This is a genomic window from Streptococcus ilei, from assembly GCF_000479335.1.
GTDB classification, from domain to species: domain Bacteria; phylum Bacillota; class Bacilli; order Lactobacillales; family Streptococcaceae; genus Streptococcus; species Streptococcus ilei.
Window position 1 is genome coordinate 742,814 of sequence record NC_022584.1, and the last position, 19,813, is coordinate 762,626.

Genomic DNA, 19,813 nt, shown 5'->3' on the forward strand with positions numbered 1-19,813 from the left:
TTGCTTTAGCTTTTATAGAAATGCTCTCCTACTTCCGATACATCTTCACTTGTAGGTAGAGGTCGTTATAAACGCCTAACCACTTCTTGCCAAGTTGTTCGTAGACTTCTAAGTTCTTTAGCGTGTCATCACTTGGATAGAAGGCCTGGTCCTCTTGGACCTCTTTTGGTAGCATCTTCTTAGCTTCTTTATTCGGTGTGGAATAACCGACATAGAGAGCATTCTTATAAGCATTTTCTGGGCGAAGCATAAAGTTGATAAAGGCATAGGCTGCTTCTTTATTCTTCACCGTCTTTGGAATGACAATATTATCAAACCAAAGATTGCTGGCTTCTGATGGGACGACGTAGCGGAGGTCCTCATTGGCTTCCAACATTTGACTGGCTTCACCGGAGAAAGTCACCCCAATAGCCGCATTGTTTTGGATCATGTAGCCTTTCATTTCATCGGCTACAAGGGCCTTGATATTAGGCATCAAGGTATAAAGCTTATCCACAGCTTCTTGGAGTTGCTGAGGGTCCTTGGAATTGAGGCTATAACCTAAGCTATTGAGTCCAATTCCCATGACCTCACGGGCCCCATCGTACATCATGATGTCATTCTTGTACTCTGGTCTCCATAGATCCTCCCAGTGCTCAGGTGCCTTATCAACCATCTTACTGTTGTAGATGATACCAAGGGTACCCCAGAAATAAGGGACTGAGTACTGATTGTCCGGGTCAAAGTCCAAATCCAAGAAGCGTGGATCGATATTGTCTAAGCCTTTCAATTTGGACTTATCCAACTTTTCAAGCAAGTTTTCGTCCATCATCTTAGCGATCATATATTCACTTGGGATGGCAATATCGTATGCTGTTCCCCCTTGCTTGATCTTGGTGTACATGGCTTCATTGGAATCAAAGGTATTATATTGGACTTGAACGCCTGTTTCCTTGGTAAATTCCTTGAGCAATTCTGGATCGATATAATCTCCCCAATTGTAGATGACCAGCTTATCACTGTCTTTTGGATTGGTCTTGGCTTCAAGACGGGCACTTAGCCCCGCTAAAACGAGGATTACCACCACAATCCCTAACAAGAATGAATAGAGTTTTTTCATACTGTCTCCTCCTTCTCTCTAGTGATGAAGTAATAGCCGACCACCAGTAAGATACTGAAGAGGAAGACCAGGGCAGAAAGGGCATTGATATTCAACGAAATCCCTTGGCGAGCCCGTGAGTAGATCTCAACAGACAAGGTCGTAAAGCCATTTCCTGTGACAAAGAAGGTCACCGCAAAGTCATCCAAGGAGTAGGTAAAGGCCATGAAGTAACCGGCAATAATCGCAGGTGTCAAATAAGGAAGCATGATTTCTTTCAACATCTGCACCTGAGTAGCTCCTAGGTCATAGGCCGCATTGATCATATCACGGTTCATTTCCTTCAAGCGTGGCAAGACCATCAAGACTACGATTGGAATAGAGAAGGCCACGTGACTCATCAAGACAGAGGCAAAGCCAAGCTGGAACTTGATCGTCGTAAAGAGGATCAGGAAGCTAGCCCCGATCATAACGTCAGGTGCCACCATAAGGATGTTATTGATGGACAAAAACGGTCCTTCAAACTTCTTCTTAGATTGGTAAATATAGATCGCCCCAAAGGTCCCAATAATGGTCGCAATCAAGGCTGACAGGAAGGCCAAGAGGAAGGTCTGTGAGAGGATCAACATAAGACGCGTATCCTCAAAGAGACTTTGGAAATGCTCCAAGGTAAAGCCTGTAAAAGCATTCATATCCCCACCAGCATTAAAGGCATAGGCAATCAAGTAAAAGATTGGCAGATAAAGGAGTAGGAAAACCAATCCTAAATAGATACGTGAAATCTTTTTCATCGTTCACTCCTTTCTCTCGTTACCCACATGACTAAGAGCATAGCAAGGATCAAGACCACTCCAATGGTTGATCCCATTCCCCAGTTTTGTGTCGTGAGGAAATGCTGCTCGATGGCAGTCCCCAGAGTAATCACCCGGTTTCCTCCGATCAAACGCGTCAACATGAAGAGACTCAAACTTGGAATAAAGACCGATTGGACTCCAGAGCGAACCCCGTTCATAGACAACGGGAAGACAACTCGACGGAAGGTATCCCACTTATTAGCTCCTAGGTCATAGCTAGCATTGATGAGATTTGGATCCAAATCATCCAAAACATTGAAGATAGGAAGGATCATAAAGGGCAACTCAATGTAACTAGCGACAAAGATGAAAGAAAAGTCCGTAAAGAGGATCTGTTGAGGACCGATTCCGATGAAGCTCAAGAATTGGTTAATAGATCCCCCTTGACCAAAGATCCCGATAAAGGCATAAGCCTTGAGCAAGAGGTTAACCCAGGTCGGAAGGACGATGAGCATGAGCCAGAGCTGACGATGCTTGAGCTGGGTCAAAAAATAAGCTGTCGGGTAAGAAATCAAGAGCGTCACAAAGGTAACGATCCCAGCATAGAGAATGGAGTTGAAGCTCATCTTGAGGTAGGTCCAATTCTGCGCTGTAAAAAAGGTTTGGTAATTCTCTAAGGAACCCTGTCCCTGGACATTAACAAAGGATTGCCAAATAATCAAGGCTACAGGAGCCAAGACAAAGAGGAGGATCCAGAGAAAATAGGGAACCACAAAGAGGTTAGAGGTTGTTTTCTTCATCTCTTTCCTCCTCGATGGCATTGATCAATCCGGCTTCTTGCTCTTCCACTTCTACGTACTCTTCGATCCGTGCATCGAACTCTTCTTCCGTTTCATTGAGACGCATGACGTGGATATCTTCTGGTTCAAAGTCCAGACCGATTTCTTCACCTACGATTGCCTTACGCGTTGAGTGAATCATCCACTCATTGCCCAATTCATCATAGGCGATGATCTCATAGTGTACCCCACGGAAAAGTTGGGTATCCACTTTCACCTGGAGCTTGCCTTCTTCGGGCAGTGTGATTTGCAAATCTTCAGGGCGAATAACGACTTCGACCGGTTCGTTTGGTCTCATCCCTCCATCGACTGACTCAAAGCGTTTACCGTTGAATTCTACTAGGTAGTCTTCGATCATGATCCCTGGAAGGATGTTGGACTCACCGATAAAGGTCGCAACGAAATGGTTGATCGGCTCATCGTAGATATCGACTGGTGTTCCTGATTGGACAATTTCTCCTTCGTTCATGACGAAGATCCAGTCACTCATAGCTAGCGCTTCTTCCTGGTCATGGGTAACAAAAACAAAGGTAATACCCAAGCGTTGTTGCAATTCACGAAGCTCATACTGCATATCTGTCCGCAACTTCAAGTCAAGGGCAGACAAGGGCTCATCCAAGAGGACTACTCGCGGTTCATTGATAATCGCCCGTGCAATAGCCACCCGCTGGCGTTGACCACCAGAAAGTTTCTGGATGGAGCGTTTCTCAAATCCTCCTAATTGCACCATCTTAAGGACTTCAGTCACTCGTCTTTGAATTTCCGCCTTGTCTAGCTTCTTCAAACGAAGAGGGAAGGCAACATTCTCAAACACATTCATGTGTGGGAAAAGGGCATAGGACTGGAAGACGGTATGGACATCCCGTTTGTTAGTCGGTAAATCATTGATCCGAACACCATCCAAGAGGACATCCCCTGTCGAAGCGTCTAACAAACCGGCAATAATGTTCAAAATCGTCGATTTACCAGATCCTGAAGCACCGAGGAGGGTATAGAATTTCCCTTCTTCCAACTCAAAGTTGATATCTTTGAGAACCACTGTATCGCTGTCTTCAAATACTTTTGAGACATTTCTAAACTCAATAATTGGTTTTTTCAATTCACATAAATTCCTTCTTTTTCATGCGTTTCCATCTGAGACCAACCACTAGTCTCATAGGCTGACGAGAATACCCGTCAGGCCACCAACACCTCTCGGGGACTTATAAGACTGCCCCACCTATTTTCAGTATCGATAGGCACTCACCCCCCTTCTAAAGTAGGAAGGGTCTACCCAAGAGTAGCCCCTATTCCATCTCGAACCGTTAATCTCTCCCAATAATACGGACTTCCCGCTCTAAGGTCACCCCAGCCGATTTTTCAACTGTCGCGATGACATGAGCAATCAAGTCTTCATAATCTTTGGCAGTCCCATGATCGACATTGATCATAAAGCCAGCATGCTTTTCAGAAACTTCTACACCACCAATCCGGTATCCCTTTAATCCTGCCTCACTGATCAACTGTCCTGCAAAGTGACCGACTGGACGTTTGAAAACAGAGCCACAAGACGGGTATTCGAGAGGTTGTTTCAGCTCTCGCAAATGAGTCAAGCGCGCCATTTCTTGATTGATCTGATCATAGTTGCCAGGTGCTAAGGCAAACTTAGCCGAAATCACCACATCTCCTGTCTCTTGGATCTTGGAGTGGCGATAACCAAAGGCCAAATCACTTGCGGATAGGGTTTTTATTTCACCCTCTGGCGTCAAGACCTTACAAGATTGGAGAATATGGGCAATCTCGCCACCATAGGCACCAGCATTCATGTAAACAGCACCCCCAATGCTACCAGGAATCCCACAAGCAAATTCAAAGCCTGTCAAGCTATGGTAGCGGGCTACGTGAGTCACATCGATCAGCTTAGCACCTGCCTCTGCTTCAATCACGTACCCATTGACCCGGACATCATGGAAATGATCAAACATGATCACAAAGCCTTCAATCCCACCGTCACGGACGATAATATTCGAAGAATTCCCCAAGACCATCCATGGAATTTCATGAGCATTGGCAAAGGTGACAATTCGTTTTAATTCATATTGATTGCGAGGAAAGGCCAAATAGTCTGCAGCCCCTCCAACCTTGGTATAGGTATATTGTTTGAGTGGCTCATTGAACAAAATCTCAATGCCAGCCAACTCCTCTTTGATTTGCTTTACGATTTCCATCTCACAACTCTCTTCTATACATTATCTTATCCATTATAACAAAAACCAGCCCACTTTTCGACCCAGAAGTAAAAAAAACAGAAACAGCCAAAAGACCGATTCTGTTTTAATTTTTTTTAAACAAGGGTTTATTAAATTAGCCAATCTTACGCGCAATGCCACGTGTTTCTTGAGTGGACAAGGCTGAGCCAATGGCAACCCCACCCCCAATAATGGTAAAGACTGCCAACATAAAGAAGTTAAAGAAGTATTTATCAGGTGCTTCACCATTTAGAACAAGGGAATTGATCAAATCAAATCCATCACTAAAGTCGAGTCCAAGCTGTTTAACTGCTTCTAAGGCATAGTCAAATTGGTGAACGAGAACAACAGTCACCAACAAGAGGATACTAGAAATAACTGCACCAAGTTTGCTAAATTTCTTCCCTAAGATCTCATAGCCTTTGACAACACAGATCCCAAGGATGAAACCAGCATAAAAAGCTACGTAGCCGAGACGGGCAATAAAAAGAGTCACAGCTCCTCCGATAATGGCACCAATAAAGGCACCGACTGTTCCAAGAAGGACATTTTCTTTCTGACTATTATATGAATCTGTTTCAATTTTTAGTTGGGAACTCACAATTTGATAGTTTTCTTCATTCATCAAGAAGAGGGAATCTCCAATCTGGTAGAGACCAACCGGACCTTTTTCACCAGAGTAGCCACATACAGTGTAGAAACCATTGGTTTGTAAAAATTGCAGGATTTCTGTTAGGGCTTGGTGAATGTTCTCAATCGTTTTTGCCTTGGTCATCCCAGCTTTTACAGTGAAAGTTGTGACATATTGGTTGAGGCTAACGCTCTTCAGAACAGAAGATTCTTTCACCATTTGCTGCAGTTGAGCCGCTGCTTCTTCCGCATCATCACGAGAAACAGAAAGAGCAATGCTGAAGACATTTTTTGTGTCTGTTTCTCTCATTAAGAAGAAATACCCAGAGTTCTCACCATAAATAGATGAGGTCTGAGGATCAAACTGGAATCCAAGTTCCGTAGCAAGTTGATGACGTTCAAAGTCTTTCATTAGAATTACAATCTCCTTTACATTTCTATCTATCTTTTGAATAAATGTTTATTATCCTAAAATAATTTGATAGACAAATGATTTATAAAACTATTTTATCATAGATAAATAAAATTAGATAGACTAATTTAGCCTATCTAATCATTTTTTTCTTTGAATCAAGATTCACTAAGCTTCTACCTTCACACCAGTTGTGTCAATCTTTAATGAGAAAACCTGACCATTTAAGGCCTTAGACTCCAAGCCTTTGGCAAAGGCTTCTGCATGTTCAACTGGGAGCAAGGTCATAATGGTTGGACCTGCACCAGAAAGGTAAGTCGCATAAGCTTCATGTTGATGCGCAAGTTCTTTCACCTGAGGGAACTCTGCAACTAGTTGTTGACGGTAGCGCTCATGGAAGCGATCCGCTTCGATAGCTTTTCCTGCAACTCTTAAGTCTCCCTTAGCAAGGGCAGCAATGGCCACGTTTGCAATGGAACTAGCTGCCACAGCTTCCTTATAAGTCCACTCACTCGGAAGGACATTTCGGCTATCGCTGGTCTTGAGCTCGTAATTCGGAACAAAGGCCACTAGTGCACACTCAGGAAATGGAAGAACCAAATGATGGGTCTCCTGATCCACATAGCTTGCTACGACCAGATTTCCAAAAATAGCTGGCGCTACATTATCCGGATGACCTTCGATTTTTGTCGCGATCTCTAGTTTATCTTCATCGCTAAGACATAAGTTGCCCAGTTGATTAGCCAACTCAATCCCCGCTACAATAACAGAGCTAGAGGAACCAAGACCACGCGCCAAAGGCACTTCACTAGTCATCTTGAGACGATGAGGAGGCAAATCGGATGCGACTTGGAGAGCAGTTTGAAGCAAGAGATTCTCTTCATCGCTTGGAATCTCCTCTCCTAAATCATGTTCAATCCACCAGTTTTCTTGCGCTTCTAGCACATCAATGGTCAAATACTTAGAAACAGCGATCCCAACAGAATCAAATCCTGGCCCTACATTGGCACTAGTCGCTGGTACTGTAATTCTCATCTCATTCTCCCAATACTTTAAAGGTATTCATAAGTTTGAAATTCGGCTCTGAATCCAGTTTTTCAACCAAGTTCTTGAATTGCGTCTGGTTGACTTGGTGGGTAATGATAACCACACTTGCAAATTGACCATCTGAGTCTTCTTGAAGGATTTGCTTGAAGGAAGCTCCTTCTGCATTAAAGATTTCCGCAATACGTAAGATTTGACCAGTCGCATCTGGTGCCTTGATTGAGAAGTAATAATTGTTCTTCACATCTTCAGGCTTAGCCAATTGAAGCGGGCGGCTGTATTCGTTGAAGGCTTTACCGATTGTTCCTTCATTCAAACGACGAACAATGCGAACGATGTCAGCTACAACACTAGTCGCAGTTGGTTTTTGACCTGCCCCTGGTCCATAGTACATAGACTCACCAATCCCGATCGATTCCACATAGACCGCATTCATGACGTCGTTCACGCTAGCAAGTGGATGTTCTTTAGGAAGGAAGGTTGGTGTCACTTCTGCTGCAATCCCTGACTTTGTTTCAACAATCGAGCCGACCAACTTGATCACATAACCAAGGCTTTGGGCTACTGAGACATCTTGAGGAGTGATTTGGCTGATCCCTTTGTGCCCTACTTGGTCAAATTGGATGTTCATCCCAAAGGCAAATTGGCTCAAAATCACCATCTTATAAGCTGCATCAATTCCTTCAACGTCATTGGTCGGGTCACTTTCAGCGTAACCAAGTCGTTGTGCTTCTGCTAAAGCATCTTCATAAGTCCAGCCTTCTTCGACCATTTTGGTCATCATAAAGTTAGAAGTACCATTGACCACACCGAGAACTTTGGTCACCTTGTCAGAAGCCAAGGAATTCACCAAGGTCCGAAGGATTGGAATTCCACCCGCTACGGCAGCTTCATAATAAAGGGCTACTTGGTGTTCTTTTGCAATCTCCAGCAACTCACTTCCATGAACCGCAAGAAGGTCTTTGTTGGCAGAGACCACATGCTTACCTGCTTCCAATGCACGGGTGATAAAGGTCTTCGCTGGCTCGATACGCCCCATCAATTCAACCACGATGGCAATCTCTTTATCTTCAATAATCTCATCGACATTGGTCACAAAGTTGTAGTCATGACCTGCCGCTTGCAAGCTTTGCTTTTCCGCATCGTCGCGAACCAAGACCTTAGCGATCTCAATTTCATCCTGAGCGGCCTGACTGATCTTTTCATGATTTTCTTTTAATAAAAATGGTACGCCACTAGCAACTGTACCAAATCCTAGTAAGGCAATTTTAACAGACATATTGGTCTCCTTAAAAATCTAATATATTCCATTATATCAAAAACTAGGGCCTTCTGACTAGTTCTATGGTTCTCTTCCTCTAGAAGAACACTTCTCACCCAGATTAAAATCTTCTCATCAAACCAACTAGCATTCCATGCCTTCAAAAATAGCCTAGATCTCCTGAAATTTTAAGCCATTTGTAACTTTGTCTTTAAGAGATTTCATGACCCTATGATATAATGATATTGATAAAGAAAGGGGTCTCTATGAATCACCGAAAAAGACGTGTCCCAAAGAAAATACGATTACTACTGATTTTAAATGCTTTTCTTCTGTCTTGCATATTCTTTTTAGGGTTCCTCCTATTGAAACAGGGGACTATTGCTGACAAGCAAGAAACAAATACAAGTCAGACGATGAGCCAGCAAGGGTCTACTACCAAATGGGTAAAACAAGAGCAACCTGTAAAAATCCCGATTCTCATGTACCACGCTGTTCACACGATGGCCCCTTCGGAAGAGGCCAATGCCAACCTCATTGTAGCACCAGAAACCTTCGAGAGTCATCTCAAAGCCTTAAAAGAGGCCGGTTACTACACCCTGACGCCCGAAGAAGCTTATCGCGCCCTTACAAAAAATGAACTGCCTGAAGGTGGCAAAGTCGTTTGGTTGACGTTTGATGATGGAGTTGCAGACTTTTATACCATCGTCTATCCACTCCTAAAAAAATACCAAATGACCGCAACCAATAATATCATTACTTCATTTTCTGAAAAGGAAAAACCGAGTGTTTTAACCTTCGATCAAATCAAAGAAATGAAAGCACAAGGCCTTACTTTTGAGAGCCATACGGTATCCCACCCAGATTTGGCCCAATCAGATACTGCCACTCAAAAGGCTGAACTTGCCAATTCAAAACAAGTATTAGATAAGAAACTCGATCAAACCACTACCACCATTGTCTACCCCGCTGGTCGCTACTCTGAGGTCACCATGGATCTAGCAAAAACCAATGGCTACAAAATGGGCTTGACAACCAACAATGGACTAGCTAGTTTAGATGATGGCCTCTACTCACTAAAACGTCTGCGGATCTTGCCAACTACGACAGCAGAAAACCTACTTGCAGAAATGCAAACCAATCCATAAGCATACAAAAAGCACGAGTCCGAGCGACTCGTGCTTTCTTTCTCCATAAAGGAGGCTTTTACTTAGACTTGATGTAGTTCACACCATCTGCTTTTGGTGCAACCGACTTACCAAAGAAGGCTGCTAGGACGATGATGGTCAATACATACGGCGCAATACGGAGGTAGACTCCTGGAATATGGGCAAGGAAAGGAATCTGCGTAGACACAACCGCCAAGGCTTGTGAAAGACCAAAGAATAGACTGGATAACATGGCACCGATTGGGTTCCATTTACCAAAGATCATAGCCGCTAGGGCGATAAATCCAGGTCCCACAATTGTAGTTGCTGAGAAATTGACAGATGCAGATTGTGCATACAAGGCACCCCCAACTCCTCCTAAAAATCCAGAGATGAGCACACCATAGTAACGCATGAGGTAAACATTAATCCCAAGGGTATCCGCAGCTTGTGGATGTTCACCAACTGAGCGAAGGCGAAGACCAAACTTCGTTTTAAACATGATAAACCAGGCTACAAATGAAAATCCAATCGCGACATATCCCATTAAGCTTGTATTCTTGAAGAAGATATCTCCAATAACAGGGATATCAGACAAGAAAGGAAAATCAAATTTACCAAATGACAAATCGATATTGTTGGTTTGACCTTTTCCGTAGATTGCTTTTACCAAGAAGACAGCTAAGGCAGGAGCCAACAAGTTCAATACCGTACCACTCACCACGTGGTCAGCACGGAAGTTGATAGTAGCTACAGCATGGATAGCAGAGAAAATAAGACCAACCAAACCACCTGCAAGGAGAGATAGCCAGATTGTCATGCCACCAAGAGAGTCAGCAAAAGTCAAGTTAAACACGACTCCTGTGAAAGCTCCCATAACCATGATACCTTCCAAACCGACATTAACGACACCAGCATGTTCGGAGTAGGCTCCTCCGATACTAGTGAAAATGAGGGGAGCAGCATAGACCAGCATATTCGATACAAGAATCGTTAGTATAGCAACAGTATTCATCCTTACTCTACTCCTTTCATTTGTTTTTTAGGCTTGATGTATTTTTCGATAATGTAATGAGCACTTACAAAGAAGATAATCGAAGCTGTCACAATATTGACAAGTTCTGGCGGAATAGTCGCTGTGGTCATACCTGGCGCACCTGTTTGCAGGGTACCAAGCAAGAAGGCTGCAAAGACAATCCCGATAGGAGAATTGCTAGCAAGGAGAGCCACCGCCATACCATTAAATCCAATAGCCAAGGAACCAGGTTGAACATAAATGTTCTGGAAGGTACCAATCCCTTCCACTGCTCCACCGATCCCACAGAGGGCTCCTGAAATCACCATAGAAAGAATGATGATTCGTTTAGCTGACATCCCTGCATAATCTGAAGCATTTGGGTTGAGACCAACGGAACGGATTTCAAAACCAAGTGTTGTTTTCTTAATAATGAACCAAACCACTGCAACAGCAATCAAAGCGATAAAGATACCGATATTCATCCGTGACTTGGTTAATTCAGTCAGAAAACCTAGTCGATAACTTGCATTTGCCCCTACTGTGATACTGGATTCAGAATCGACCATGAACTTTTTAGGGAAGTTCCGGATGATTTCATTTCCAGCAAACAGGACGATGTAGTTCATCATAATGGTAACGATGACTTCACTCGTTCCCAAAAATGCTCGCAAGATACCAGGAATCAAACCAACGAAACCACCTGCAATTGCAGCCACAAGGACTGTTAAAGGAATCATTAAGATACGAGGGATATCTGGGAAAGATAAAGCGAACCATACTGCCGCAATCCACCCAGCCAAGGCCTGTCCTGGTAAGCCAACATTGAAAAAACCAGCCCGGCTAGCTACTGCAAATCCGAGAGCGATCAAAACCAGTGGTCCCATGGCACGGAAAATTTCACCCACATTTTTAATAGAACCAAAAGCTGTCTTGAAGAGTTCTTCATAACCCCAAAGGGCATCATAACCAAAGATCCACATGATGATGGCTCCGAGGATGATTCCTAGGATTACAGAAATAAAAGGAATAGCAATTTGTCTTGTGTTTTTATTCATTTGAAGCCTCCTTGATTTCTCCACCAGCCATTAGAATACCAAGCTCTTGTTTGTTGGTCTCAGATGGCTTCACAATACCTTGGATTTTTCCATCATGAATAACAGCAATCCGATCTGATAGGTTTAGAATTTCATCTAATTCGAAGCTGACAACGAGGACGGCTTTTCCTTTATCACGTTCAGCAATCAAACGTTTATGGATGTACTCAATCGCACCAACGTCCAATCCACGTGTCGGTTGGCTAACGATTAACAAATCTGGATTCCGATCAACTTCACGAGCAATAATGGCCTTTTGTTGATTTCCTCCTGATAGAGCACTTGCTGGAACAATCTCGTTGGCTGCACGAACATCAAATTCTTCCATCAACTTGCGGGCATATGAATTAATTTGATTGTAATTCAACACACCGTTTTTGCTAAGTGGTTCTTTGTAGTAAGTTTGAAGTGCGATATTTTCAGAAAGCATCATTTCGAGAACAAGACCATCACGATGACGATCCTCAGGAACGTGGCTGACATTCATTTCAGTAATCTTACGTGGGGAAAAGCCAACAACTTCTTGTCCTTTAATTTTAATACTGCCTGATTTGACTTTGCGCAGTCCAGTAATAGCCTGAATCAATTCACTCTGACCATTACCATCAATCCCTGCAATCCCTACAATTTCGCCTGCACGAACATCAAGAGATAGTTCTTTGACTGCAGGAACTCCACGGTTTTCATTCACGACTAAGTCAGAAATTTGAAGAACCACTTCTTTCGGTTGCGCTTCTTCCTTTTCTGTTACGAAAGAAACCGAGCGCCCAACCATCATCTCTGCCAAATCTTTATTGGTAGCACCTTCGATGCTAACGGTTTGAATGGATTTCCCACGACGAATAACTGTGACACGGTCCGCAACCGCACGAATTTCGTCCAGTTTGTGGGTGATGAGGATGATAGATTTCCCTTCTTTAACAAGGGCTTTCATGATATCCATCAACTCCAAAATTTCAGCAGGAGTTAGCACCGCTGTGGGCTCGTCGAAAATCAGAATATCAGCTCCGCGATAGAGTGTCTTCAAGATTTCTACACGTTGTTGAGCACCAACAGAAATATCTTCAACTTTTGCTGTAGGATCCACAGCCAAGCCGTAGCGTTCTGACAACTCAAGGATATCTGCATTAGCCTTTTTCAAATCTAATACACCTTTATTCGTTACTTCGCTACCAAGAATGATATTTTCTGCAACAGTGAAAGCTTCTACCAACATGAAGTGCTGGTGAACCATCCCGATCCCTAGAGAAGCAGCCTTTGAAGGAGAATCTAATTTTTCAGACTTCCCATTGACCACAATTTCTCCGCTCGTTGGTTCCAAAAGACCAGCCAACATATTCATCAGGGTTGATTTCCCAGCTCCATTTTCACCAAGAAGTGCATGAATTTCACCTTTACGCAATTCGAGGTTGATTTTGTCGTTTGCGACAAATTCACCAAAGATTTTGGTAATTTCACGCATCTCAATGACGTTTTCGTGTGCCATTCGAATATTCCTTTCTAGAAAACTATATTTTATTTCAGTAGGACCTGCTAAACGAGTTAGTAAGTTCTATTGAGACAAAATGTCCCAACACCTCATAAAAAAGCGACCCAAGAAGGATGGATCGCTTCCGGAAGGTTTTATTTCTCAGGTGCTTTTACACTACCATCGATAATTTGTTTTTTAGCATCTTCTACTGCTTTTTTAGCATCTTCAGAAAGATTAGAAGTTGTCAAATCAACACCACCATCTTTCAAACCAAATGTGATCACTTTTCCACCTGGGAATTTGCCATCAGCAGTTTGAGTTGCGATTTCTTGAACAGTTTTACCAACTTGTTTTAAAGTTGAAGCCAATACGAAGTTAGATTCTTTACCATCTTTTGAAGTGTATTTACCTTCGTCAACTTGGTCACGGTCTACACCAAGAACCCAAACTTTTTCGTCTTCATTTTTCTTCTCGTTCAAGTCTTTTGCTTCCTTGAAGACACCAGCTCCTGTACCACCAGCAGCTTGGTAAATAACGTCAGCTCCTGCAGCGTATTGTGTCGCTGCAATAGTTCTTCCTTTTTCAGGGTTGTTGAAGTCTTCAGCATATTGTACGTCTACTGAAATGTCTTTGTTTACAGACTTCACGCCTGCTTCAAATCCTTTTTCGAAACGAGTGATAACTTCACCACGTGCTCCACCGATGAAACCAACTTTGTTAGTCTTAGTTGTTTTGGCAGCAGCAACCCCTGCAAGGTAAGCAGCTTCATTATCCGCAAAAACAGCAGATGCTACGTTCTTTTTATCTCCTACAACAGAGTCAATGATAACGTAGTTGATATCAGCATTTTCATCTGCAGCAGCTGTAACAGCTGGAGCAAGTTTGTAACCAACACCGTAAACTAATTTGTAGCCGTTTGTAGCAGCTTGGCTAAAGTTATTTGCAAAATCTGCTTCACTTGTAGATTGGAAATAAGTGAATCCGTTATCTTTAGAAAGACCGTTTTCTTTCCCCCAAGCTTGTAGACCTTCCCATGCAGATTGGTTAAATGATTTATCATCAACACCACCTGTGTCAGTAACGATAGCAGCTTTTAAATCAGTTTTTGCATCTGAAGAATCTTTGCGAGACGCACGATTTCCACATGCAGCAAGTCCGATTGCAGCGACAGTTACTAGACCTAGGCCTAACCATTGTTTCTTGTTCATTTCTGAACCTCCTAAATAAGATATGCAACTAAGTTGCGGATTAATGAAAGGGTCAATAGACCGCCTTTACAGATGTTACTAGGTAAGATCTGTAAAGGAATATGGAAGCAATTCCTTGACCGTCATCACGACCGTCGATTTATCTTTGGCTACCAGAGTAACCGGTAGGTCTGGCTCGAAAAATTCAGCCATCACCTGGCGACAAGCACCACAGGGTGAAACTGGTTTTTCCGTCTGACCATAAATAATTAATTCCTTAAATGAACGCTCCCCTTCTGAAACAGCCTTAAAGATGGCTGTCCGCTCGCCACAATTGGTCAAGCCGAAGCTAGCATTTTCAACATTGACGCCTGTATAAAGCTTTCCATCATCTGTCACAAGGACAGCCCCGATTGGAAAATGAGAATAAGGTACATAAGCATTCTCACTTGTTTTTACAGCTAGGTCAATCAACTCAGTAGTCGCCATGGGCTACTTCTCCCTTCATAATGGCTACTCCAGAGGAAGTACCAATTCGGTTAGCACCCGCTTGGATCATAGCTTGAGCATCCTCATAGCTACGAGTCCCACCAGATGCTTTTACTCCCATATCAGGTCCCACAACCTGGCGCATGAGAGCCACATCCTCAACAGTTGCCCCACCAGTAGAAAATCCAGTCGAAGTTTTGACAAAGTCAGCTCCCGCCAATTTAGCGATCTGGCAAGCTACTACTTTTTCAGTTTCGGTCAATAAGCAGGTTTCGATGATCACTTTTACCAAGTGATCCCCACTTGCATCCACAACAGACTGAATATCCTCTTCTACTAACGTAAGGTTTTTGGATTTCAAGGCACCGATATTGATGACCATATCGATCTCATCGGCTCCATTTTGAATGGCATTTTGAGTTTCAAATGCTTTAACAGCTGGTGTGTTCGCGCCAAGAGGAAAACCAATCACTGTACACACTTTTACATCTGAATCCCGAAGTCCTTCAACTGCGAAGTTGACCCATGTTGGTTGCACACAAACACTCGCAAAATCATATTCTTTCGCTTCTTCGATCAAAGCCTCGATTTGTTCTTGCTGTGCATCCGGTTTTAATAGTGTGTGGTCTATGTATTTGTTTAATTTCATTAATGAATCTCCCCTAAACGAATTACGATACGATTTCAATAATTTCTGAAACGCTTACAACCTTGTCTAGTATTTTAACATTTTTTTGGAATTCTGCAATGTTTTTTTGACAAATTTCTAAGTTTGTATAAATAGTTGCAACAAGATCCCCTTTTTGAACAGGATCCCCGACTTTCTTAGCAAAAACAATCCCTGACTCATAGTCTAAAACATCTGATTTAACCGCTCTTCCAGCCCCCAGACGCATTGCGAAGAGTCCGTGTTCCATAGCAGGCAATGCTGCAATATAGCCATCCGCTTCTGCATAGACAGGTACTTGTTCTTTTACCTGAGCTGGACGGTATAGATCTTCCAAATCTCCACCTTGAGCAAGGACCATTTCCTCAAACTTCTTCAGAGCTTTGCCAGCTGTCAGATGTTGTTTGATTTCTTCCAAGCTAGCCGTCACCCCACCAAGCTCCAACATAATTTGAGCCAATTCGCAAATGAAGTGGGTCACGTCTTCTCTACCTTTGCCTTGAAGAATATCTAAGGCTTCAAGAATTTCCAAACGGTTCCCAATGCTGGTTCCCAAAGGCTGGCTCATATCCGTCAAGACAGCAATAGTCTTGCGACCGACAGCATTTCCAAGATCCACCATGGTGCGGGCCAGTTCACGCGCTTCTTCGATGGTCTTCATAAAGGCCCCTTCTCCAACGGTCACATCCAGAAGGATTGCATCTGCTCCAGCAGCAATCTTCTTACTCATAACGGAACTCGCAATCAAGGGAATCGTGTCAACTGTTGCCGTCACATCCCGAAGCGCATAGAGAAGCTTATCTGCTAGGACCAATTGGTCAGACTGTCCGATAACAGAAAGACCAATGTCTTGCACTTGTTTGATGAACTCTTCTTGGGTCCGCTCAATTTGGAATCCTTTGATAGATTCTAGTTTATCAATAGTCCCACCTGTATGTCCAAGGCCACGACCACTCATCTTGGCTACTGGGACACCAAAGCTAGCTACTAGAGGGGCCAGCACAATCGTTACTTTATCCCCTACACCACCTGTAGAGTGTTTATCCACCTTAATGCCTTTAATAGCAGAGAGGTCGAATTGCTCCCCGGTTTCCACCATCTTCATGGTCAAATCTGAGATTTCTTGAGTTGTCATTCCTTTGAAGTAAACCGCCATGGCAAAGGCAGCCATTTGATAGTCTGGGACTGTTCCAGCCACATAGCCTTCAATCAGCCAGTGAATTTCTTCTTTACTCAATTCAATGCCATCACGTTTTTTCTGAATGATATCTACAGCTCTCATGTGGTTTTCTCACTCCTTAAAATATAATAACCCTTGTCTTTTTTGAGGATTTCACAATTTCCAAAGACTTCTTCCATCTTTGCCTTCGCACTTGGAGCACCCTGTTTTTTCTGAATGACAATGGTTAAGTCTCCACCAGGATTCAAATGGTCAAAGCTTCCAGAAAGTACTTCATGAACCACCTTTTTCCCAGCCCGAATCGGAGGATTACTGATAATATGATCAAAACTTTCCTCAACCTGATCATAGACATTGGATTGGAATATCTTTGCTTCTACTTGATTGAAAGCCGCGTTTTTCCGTGCTAGATCAAGAGCACGTGTATTGACGTCTACCATAGTAGCATGAACTCCTTGGGTCTTAACCAAAGAAAGCCCAAGTGGACCATATCCGCAACCAACGTCCAAAACCGTCTCTCCTTGCTGAAAAGACAGACAAGACAAGAGGACCTGACTGCCAAAGTCGATCATTTTCTTACTAAAAACGCCAGCATCCGTCAAAAATTTCATCCGCTCTCCTAGAAGGACCACATGTAACTCGTGGATATCATGTTGAGCATCTGGATGTTCATCATAGTACATTTTACTCATATTAGCATTATAGCATAATTTAACCTATTTTTAAATCGTTTACAGAAAACAACAAAACTGTTATACTAAAGGTCACTATGGAGGAAAGGCTTGCAATGGATAAAGAATTTCTACACTTCGAAAAAATCAATCGACAAACTTGGCAAAATCTCCACCGAAAATCAACTCCTCCTCTATCTGAAGAGGAATTGAATTCCATCAAGAGTTTTAATGACCTCATTAGTTTACAAGATGTAACAGACATTTATTTACCCCTGACACACTTAATTCAAATCTACAAAAAAGCAAAAGAAGACTTAGCCTTCTCTAAAGGCATCTTCCTCCAACAGGAAAGCAAAAAACAGCCTTTTATGATTGGAATTTCAGGGTCTGTGGCTGTCGGCAAATCAACGACTAGCCGCCTTCTTCAAATCCTTCTTTCTCGGACCTTTTCCGGTTCTACAGTGGAGCTAGTGACGACAGATGGCTTCTTATATCCCAATGCGACTTTGATTGAACAAGACATTCTCAATCGCAAGGGCTTCCCTGAAAGTTATGATATGGAACTTCTCTTGGATTTCCTGAATGGGCTAAAAAATGGTCAGAGTTACCAGATTCCCGTCTATTCTCATGAGATTTATGATATCGTCCCTGACCAGAAGCAAACCATCCAAGCTGCAGACTTCATTATTGTTGAAGGGATCAATGTTTTTCAGAATCCTCAAAATGATCGCCTCTATATGACAGACTTCTTTGACTTCTCCATCTATGTAGATGCTGAGGTTGCCAATATTGAGTCCTGGTATATTGACCGCTTTAAAAAATTATTGGACCGTGCGAATGATGATCCAAGCAACTACTACCATCGCTTTACCAAGCAACCAGAAGCTGAAGTCCTAGCTTTTGCTCATCAGGTATGGGAGTCTATCAACCTCTTAAATCTAAAAGACTACATCGAGCCCACCCGCAACCGTGCTGAACTGATCCTACACAAATCTGCCAACCATGAGATTGATGAAATCTACCTCAAGAGATAAGAGTTTGATAACAAAACCAACTCTAAGAGATAGCGTTTCGAAGAAAAATTAGTTTGGGCTTGTCAAAAGAAAAGTTTTCAGATATAATAAGAGAGTTAGAATATCATTGGAGGTGAAAAAATTGGCAAACATTAAATCAGCTATCAAACGCGCTGAATTGAACGTTAAACACAACGAAAAAAACTCAGCTCAAAAATCAGCTATGCGTACTGCAATCAAAGCTTTTGAAGCAAACCCATCTGAAGAACTTTACCGCGCTGCTAGCTCAGCTATCGATAAAGCAGAAACTAAAGGTTTGATCCACAAAAACAAAGCTAGCCGTGATAAAGCACGTCTTGCAGCGAAACTTGGTTAATCAAGAATTGCATACAAAATGAGCTCTCCGGAGCTTTTTTTGTTGCTTCCATATGAGGAGATACGATGAAAATTACGATTATCGGCTATTCTGGATCAGGAAAATCTACTCTTGCAAAGACCCTTGCTGATCACTATCAACTTTCACTGCTTCACCTAGACCGTCTGCAATTCCTTCCGAATTGGCAGGACAATGACCCTGACAAGATGGAGCAAGAAGTCCTTACTTTTTTAGATACCAAAGAAAACTGGGTCATTGATGGCAACTATGCTTGGTGCCAATACGAGCGCAGATTGGAAGAGTCCGACTGGATTATTTTCCTAAATTTCTCCCGTTGGAACTGCCTTTATCGGGCCTGGAAGCGGGCCCGTCACTTCCGAGGTCAAGTTAGAGACAGCATGGCAACTGGTTGCATTGAAAAATTAGACTGGGAATTCATCCGCTGGGTTCTTTGGGATGGTCGCCAAGCCAGACAGGTCACACGCTATCAGACTGTCGGCCAAACCTATTCAGACAAATTCATCGCTCTCAAAAACCAAAAAGAACTAGACCGTTTCCTAAATAAAGTCAAAAATGACCTACTAGAGTCGAAATAATCACTCGATCTAGTAGATCATTTTTTATTTTCTTTTCTTTTGAGGAAACAAGGGAAGACCCAAGGAGGCCATCTTCTCCGCCGGTACCTTCATGCCATCCTTAATCCATTTAGCTAAGACAGAGACAATGGCTGAGCTGAGGAAGGAATTTAAATAACTAGCTGGTCCTTGTGAGGATTTCTGAGTTTTACTTCTCTTTTCCAGAAATTCATAAACAGCCTTGGTGAGTAGTTTTTCAAAATTATAATCGACGGCCAAGCTGATAATGCGGGCTTCCTTTTTGGCCTCTTTAAAGAGATAAACCCAAATCTGGTACAAATCGGTCTTAAAATTATAACCCTCTAAAGACTGGGTAATTTTCGAAACAGTTGATTGGAAGATGGATTCCAGCAATTCTTCTTTTGACTCATAATTTCGGTAAAAAGCTGCTCGGGAAACCCCTGCTCTCTCCACTAACTCCGAAATGGTGATCTTTTTTAGGTCCTTTTTATCTAGCAATTGGAGCAATGAAATCTCCAGGGATTCCCGTGTAATGGCATTACTCTCTTGGTTGGAGCGTTTCAAATTTTCTAAGGATTTTTCTGATATCTTTCTTTCTGCCATAACACTTACTT

At 42.8% G+C, this 19,813-nt stretch carries 21 protein-coding genes; 4 read left to right on the plus strand and 17 right to left on the minus strand.

Annotation, left to right across the window (positions count from 1 at the left end; all coding sequences use genetic code 11):
- Positions 1–28: 28 nt before the first annotated feature.
- The 8 genes from N596_RS03665 to N596_RS03700 form a co-directional block, all read right to left on the minus strand.
- Entirely contained in the window at positions 29–1,099 is a 1,071-nt protein-coding gene (locus N596_RS03665) for an ABC transporter substrate-binding protein (RefSeq protein WP_023026998.1), read from the minus strand.
- Positions 1,096–1,869 (minus strand): ABC transporter permease, encoded by a 774-nt coding sequence (locus N596_RS03670; protein WP_023026999.1) that lies wholly within the window; start codon positions 1,867–1,869, stop codon positions 1,096–1,098. The genes N596_RS03665 and N596_RS03670 overlap by 4 nt, the downstream gene beginning before the upstream one ends.
- Complete coding sequence (locus N596_RS03675) at positions 1,866–2,672, minus strand: ABC transporter permease (protein ID WP_023023685.1); 807 nt, start codon at positions 2,670–2,672, stop codon at positions 1,866–1,868. The genes N596_RS03670 and N596_RS03675 overlap by 4 nt, the downstream gene beginning before the upstream one ends.
- Positions 2,653–3,810, minus strand: coding sequence for an ABC transporter ATP-binding protein (locus tag N596_RS03680; protein ID WP_023023687.1), 1,158 nt, complete (start codon positions 3,808–3,810; stop codon positions 2,653–2,655). The genes N596_RS03675 and N596_RS03680 overlap by 20 nt, the downstream gene beginning before the upstream one ends.
- Before the next feature lie 205 nt (positions 3,811–4,015).
- Positions 4,016–4,918, minus strand: a complete 903-nt coding sequence (murB, locus tag N596_RS03685) for a UDP-N-acetylmuramate dehydrogenase (RefSeq protein WP_023027000.1) — start codon at positions 4,916–4,918, stop codon at positions 4,016–4,018.
- 136 nt (positions 4,919–5,054) lie between these two features.
- Positions 5,055–5,981 carry a tellurium resistance protein TerC gene (locus tag N596_RS03690; protein WP_023027001.1) on the minus strand — a complete coding sequence of 309 codons (927 nt, stop codon included), beginning with the start codon at positions 5,979–5,981 and terminating at the stop codon, positions 5,055–5,057.
- A 168-nt stretch (positions 5,982–6,149) separates the two neighbouring features.
- Positions 6,150–7,016: a homoserine kinase gene (gene thrB / locus N596_RS03695; protein ID WP_023027002.1), complete on the minus strand. Its 867-nt coding sequence runs from the start codon at positions 7,014–7,016 to the stop codon at positions 6,150–6,152.
- A gap of 1 nt (position 7,017) precedes the next feature.
- Positions 7,018–8,304, minus strand: a complete 1,287-nt coding sequence (locus tag N596_RS03700) for a homoserine dehydrogenase (RefSeq protein ID WP_023027003.1) — start codon at positions 8,302–8,304, stop codon at positions 7,018–7,020.
- A 221-nt stretch (positions 8,305–8,525) separates the two neighbouring features.
- Here N596_RS03700 and N596_RS03705 point away from each other — a divergent pair, with 221 nt between their 5' ends.
- Positions 8,526–9,434 carry a polysaccharide deacetylase family protein gene (locus N596_RS03705; protein WP_023027004.1) on the plus strand — a complete coding sequence of 303 codons (909 nt, stop codon included), beginning with the start codon at positions 8,526–8,528 and terminating at the stop codon, positions 9,432–9,434.
- A 58-nt stretch (positions 9,435–9,492) separates the two neighbouring features.
- Here N596_RS03705 and N596_RS03710 read toward each other — a convergent pair whose 3' ends face one another.
- The 8 genes from N596_RS03710 to N596_RS03745 all read right to left on the minus strand — a co-directional run bounded on the left by N596_RS03710 (position 9,493) and on the right by N596_RS03745 (position 17,232).
- Complete coding sequence (locus N596_RS03710) at positions 9,493–10,449, minus strand: ABC transporter permease (protein ID WP_023023700.1); 957 nt, start codon at positions 10,447–10,449, stop codon at positions 9,493–9,495.
- 2 nt (positions 10,450–10,451) lie between these two features.
- The gene (locus tag N596_RS03715) at positions 10,452–11,507 is read right to left on the minus strand and encodes an ABC transporter permease (protein WP_023023702.1); all 1,056 of its coding nucleotides are present in this window, start codon (positions 11,505–11,507) and stop codon (positions 10,452–10,454) included.
- Positions 11,500–13,032, minus strand: a complete 1,533-nt coding sequence (locus N596_RS03720) for an ABC transporter ATP-binding protein (RefSeq protein WP_023023704.1) — start codon at positions 13,030–13,032, stop codon at positions 11,500–11,502. The genes N596_RS03715 and N596_RS03720 overlap by 8 nt, the downstream gene beginning before the upstream one ends.
- Positions 13,033–13,169: 137 nt before the next feature.
- Entirely contained in the window at positions 13,170–14,225 is a 1,056-nt protein-coding gene (locus N596_RS03725; protein ID WP_006596011.1) for a BMP family lipoprotein, read from the minus strand.
- A 78-nt stretch (positions 14,226–14,303) separates the two neighbouring features.
- A complete protein-coding gene (locus N596_RS03730; RefSeq protein WP_023027005.1) occupies positions 14,304–14,693 on the minus strand; it encodes a cytidine deaminase in 390 nt (129 codons plus the stop codon).
- A complete protein-coding gene (gene deoC, locus N596_RS03735) occupies positions 14,680–15,342 on the minus strand; it encodes a deoxyribose-phosphate aldolase (protein ID WP_023027006.1) in 663 nt (220 codons plus the stop codon). Before deoC ends, N596_RS03730 begins: the two co-directional genes overlap by 14 nt.
- Positions 15,343–15,364: 22 nt before the next feature.
- The gene (locus N596_RS03740; RefSeq protein WP_023027007.1) at positions 15,365–16,642 is read right to left on the minus strand and encodes a pyrimidine-nucleoside phosphorylase; all 1,278 of its coding nucleotides are present in this window, start codon (positions 16,640–16,642) and stop codon (positions 15,365–15,367) included.
- Positions 16,639–17,232 carry a class I SAM-dependent methyltransferase gene (locus tag N596_RS03745; RefSeq protein ID WP_023027008.1) on the minus strand — a complete coding sequence of 198 codons (594 nt, stop codon included), beginning with the start codon at positions 17,230–17,232 and terminating at the stop codon, positions 16,639–16,641. The genes N596_RS03740 and N596_RS03745 overlap by 4 nt, the downstream gene beginning before the upstream one ends.
- Before the next feature lie 95 nt (positions 17,233–17,327).
- On the opposite strand from N596_RS03745, the gene coaA reads away from it, so the two are divergent.
- From coaA to N596_RS03760, 3 genes are all read left to right on the plus strand, one after another.
- Positions 17,328–18,248, plus strand: coding sequence for a type I pantothenate kinase (coaA, locus tag N596_RS03750; protein ID WP_042361151.1), 921 nt, complete (start codon positions 17,328–17,330; stop codon positions 18,246–18,248).
- A 106-nt stretch (positions 18,249–18,354) separates the two neighbouring features.
- Complete coding sequence (rpsT, locus tag N596_RS03755) at positions 18,355–18,603, plus strand: 30S ribosomal protein S20 (RefSeq protein WP_023027010.1); 249 nt, start codon at positions 18,355–18,357, stop codon at positions 18,601–18,603.
- A 65-nt stretch (positions 18,604–18,668) separates the two neighbouring features.
- On the plus strand, positions 18,669–19,199 hold the full coding sequence (locus N596_RS03760) for a DNA topology modulation protein (protein WP_023027011.1): 531 nt from the start codon (positions 18,669–18,671) through the stop codon (positions 19,197–19,199).
- A gap of 24 nt (positions 19,200–19,223) precedes the next feature.
- On the opposite strand, the gene N596_RS03765 is transcribed toward N596_RS03760, so the two are convergent.
- Entirely contained in the window at positions 19,224–19,802 is a 579-nt protein-coding gene (locus N596_RS03765) for a TetR/AcrR family transcriptional regulator (RefSeq protein ID WP_023027012.1), read from the minus strand.
- Between the last annotated feature and the right edge of the window lie 11 nt (positions 19,803–19,813).

What these genes read in the sequence shown, in the direction of transcription:
- N596_RS03665 (WP_023026998.1), bottom strand. Translation starts at nt 1,099, where the DNA reads ATGAAAAAACTCTATTCATTCTTGTTAGGGATTGTGGTGGTAATCCTC.
- N596_RS03670 (WP_023026999.1), bottom strand. Translation starts at nt 1,869, where the DNA reads ATGAAAAAGATTTCACGTATCTATTTAGGATTGGTTTTCCTACTCCTT.
- N596_RS03675 (WP_023023685.1), bottom strand. Translation starts at nt 2,672, where the DNA reads ATGAAGAAAACAACCTCTAACCTCTTTGTGGTTCCCTATTTTCTCTGG.
- murB (WP_023027000.1), bottom strand. Translation starts at nt 4,918, where the DNA reads ATGGAAATCGTAAAGCAAATCAAAGAGGAGTTGGCTGGCATTGAGATT.
- N596_RS03690 (WP_023027001.1), bottom strand. Translation starts at nt 5,981, where the DNA reads ATGAAAGACTTTGAACGTCATCAACTTGCTACGGAACTTGGATTCCAG.
- thrB (WP_023027002.1), bottom strand. Translation starts at nt 7,016, where the DNA reads ATGAGAATTACAGTACCAGCGACTAGTGCCAATGTAGGGCCAGGATTT.
- N596_RS03700 (WP_023027003.1), bottom strand. Translation starts at nt 8,304, where the DNA reads ATGTCTGTTAAAATTGCCTTACTAGGATTTGGTACAGTTGCTAGTGGC.
- N596_RS03705 (WP_023027004.1), top strand. Translation starts at nt 8,526, where the DNA reads ATGATATTGATAAAGAAAGGGGTCTCTATGAATCACCGAAAAAGACGT.
- N596_RS03710 (WP_023023700.1), bottom strand. Translation starts at nt 10,449, where the DNA reads ATGAATACTGTTGCTATACTAACGATTCTTGTATCGAATATGCTGGTC.
- N596_RS03715 (WP_023023702.1), bottom strand. Translation starts at nt 11,507, where the DNA reads ATGAATAAAAACACAAGACAAATTGCTATTCCTTTTATTTCTGTAATC.
- N596_RS03720 (WP_023023704.1), bottom strand. Translation starts at nt 13,032, where the DNA reads ATGGCACACGAAAACGTCATTGAGATGCGTGAAATTACCAAAATCTTT.
- N596_RS03725 (WP_006596011.1), bottom strand. Translation starts at nt 14,225, where the DNA reads ATGAACAAGAAACAATGGTTAGGCCTAGGTCTAGTAACTGTCGCTGCA.
- N596_RS03730 (WP_023027005.1), bottom strand. Translation starts at nt 14,693, where the DNA reads ATGGCGACTACTGAGTTGATTGACCTAGCTGTAAAAACAAGTGAGAAT.
- deoC (WP_023027006.1), bottom strand. Translation starts at nt 15,342, where the DNA reads ATGAAATTAAACAAATACATAGACCACACACTATTAAAACCGGATGCA.
- N596_RS03740 (WP_023027007.1), bottom strand. Translation starts at nt 16,642, where the DNA reads ATGAGAGCTGTAGATATCATTCAGAAAAAACGTGATGGCATTGAATTG.
- N596_RS03745 (WP_023027008.1), bottom strand. Translation starts at nt 17,232, where the DNA reads ATGAGTAAAATGTACTATGATGAACATCCAGATGCTCAACATGATATC.
- coaA (WP_042361151.1), top strand. Translation starts at nt 17,328, where the DNA reads ATGGATAAAGAATTTCTACACTTCGAAAAAATCAATCGACAAACTTGG.
- N596_RS03760 (WP_023027011.1), top strand. Translation starts at nt 18,669, where the DNA reads ATGAAAATTACGATTATCGGCTATTCTGGATCAGGAAAATCTACTCTT.
- N596_RS03765 (WP_023027012.1), bottom strand. Translation starts at nt 19,802, where the DNA reads ATGGCAGAAAGAAAGATATCAGAAAAATCCTTAGAAAATTTGAAACGC.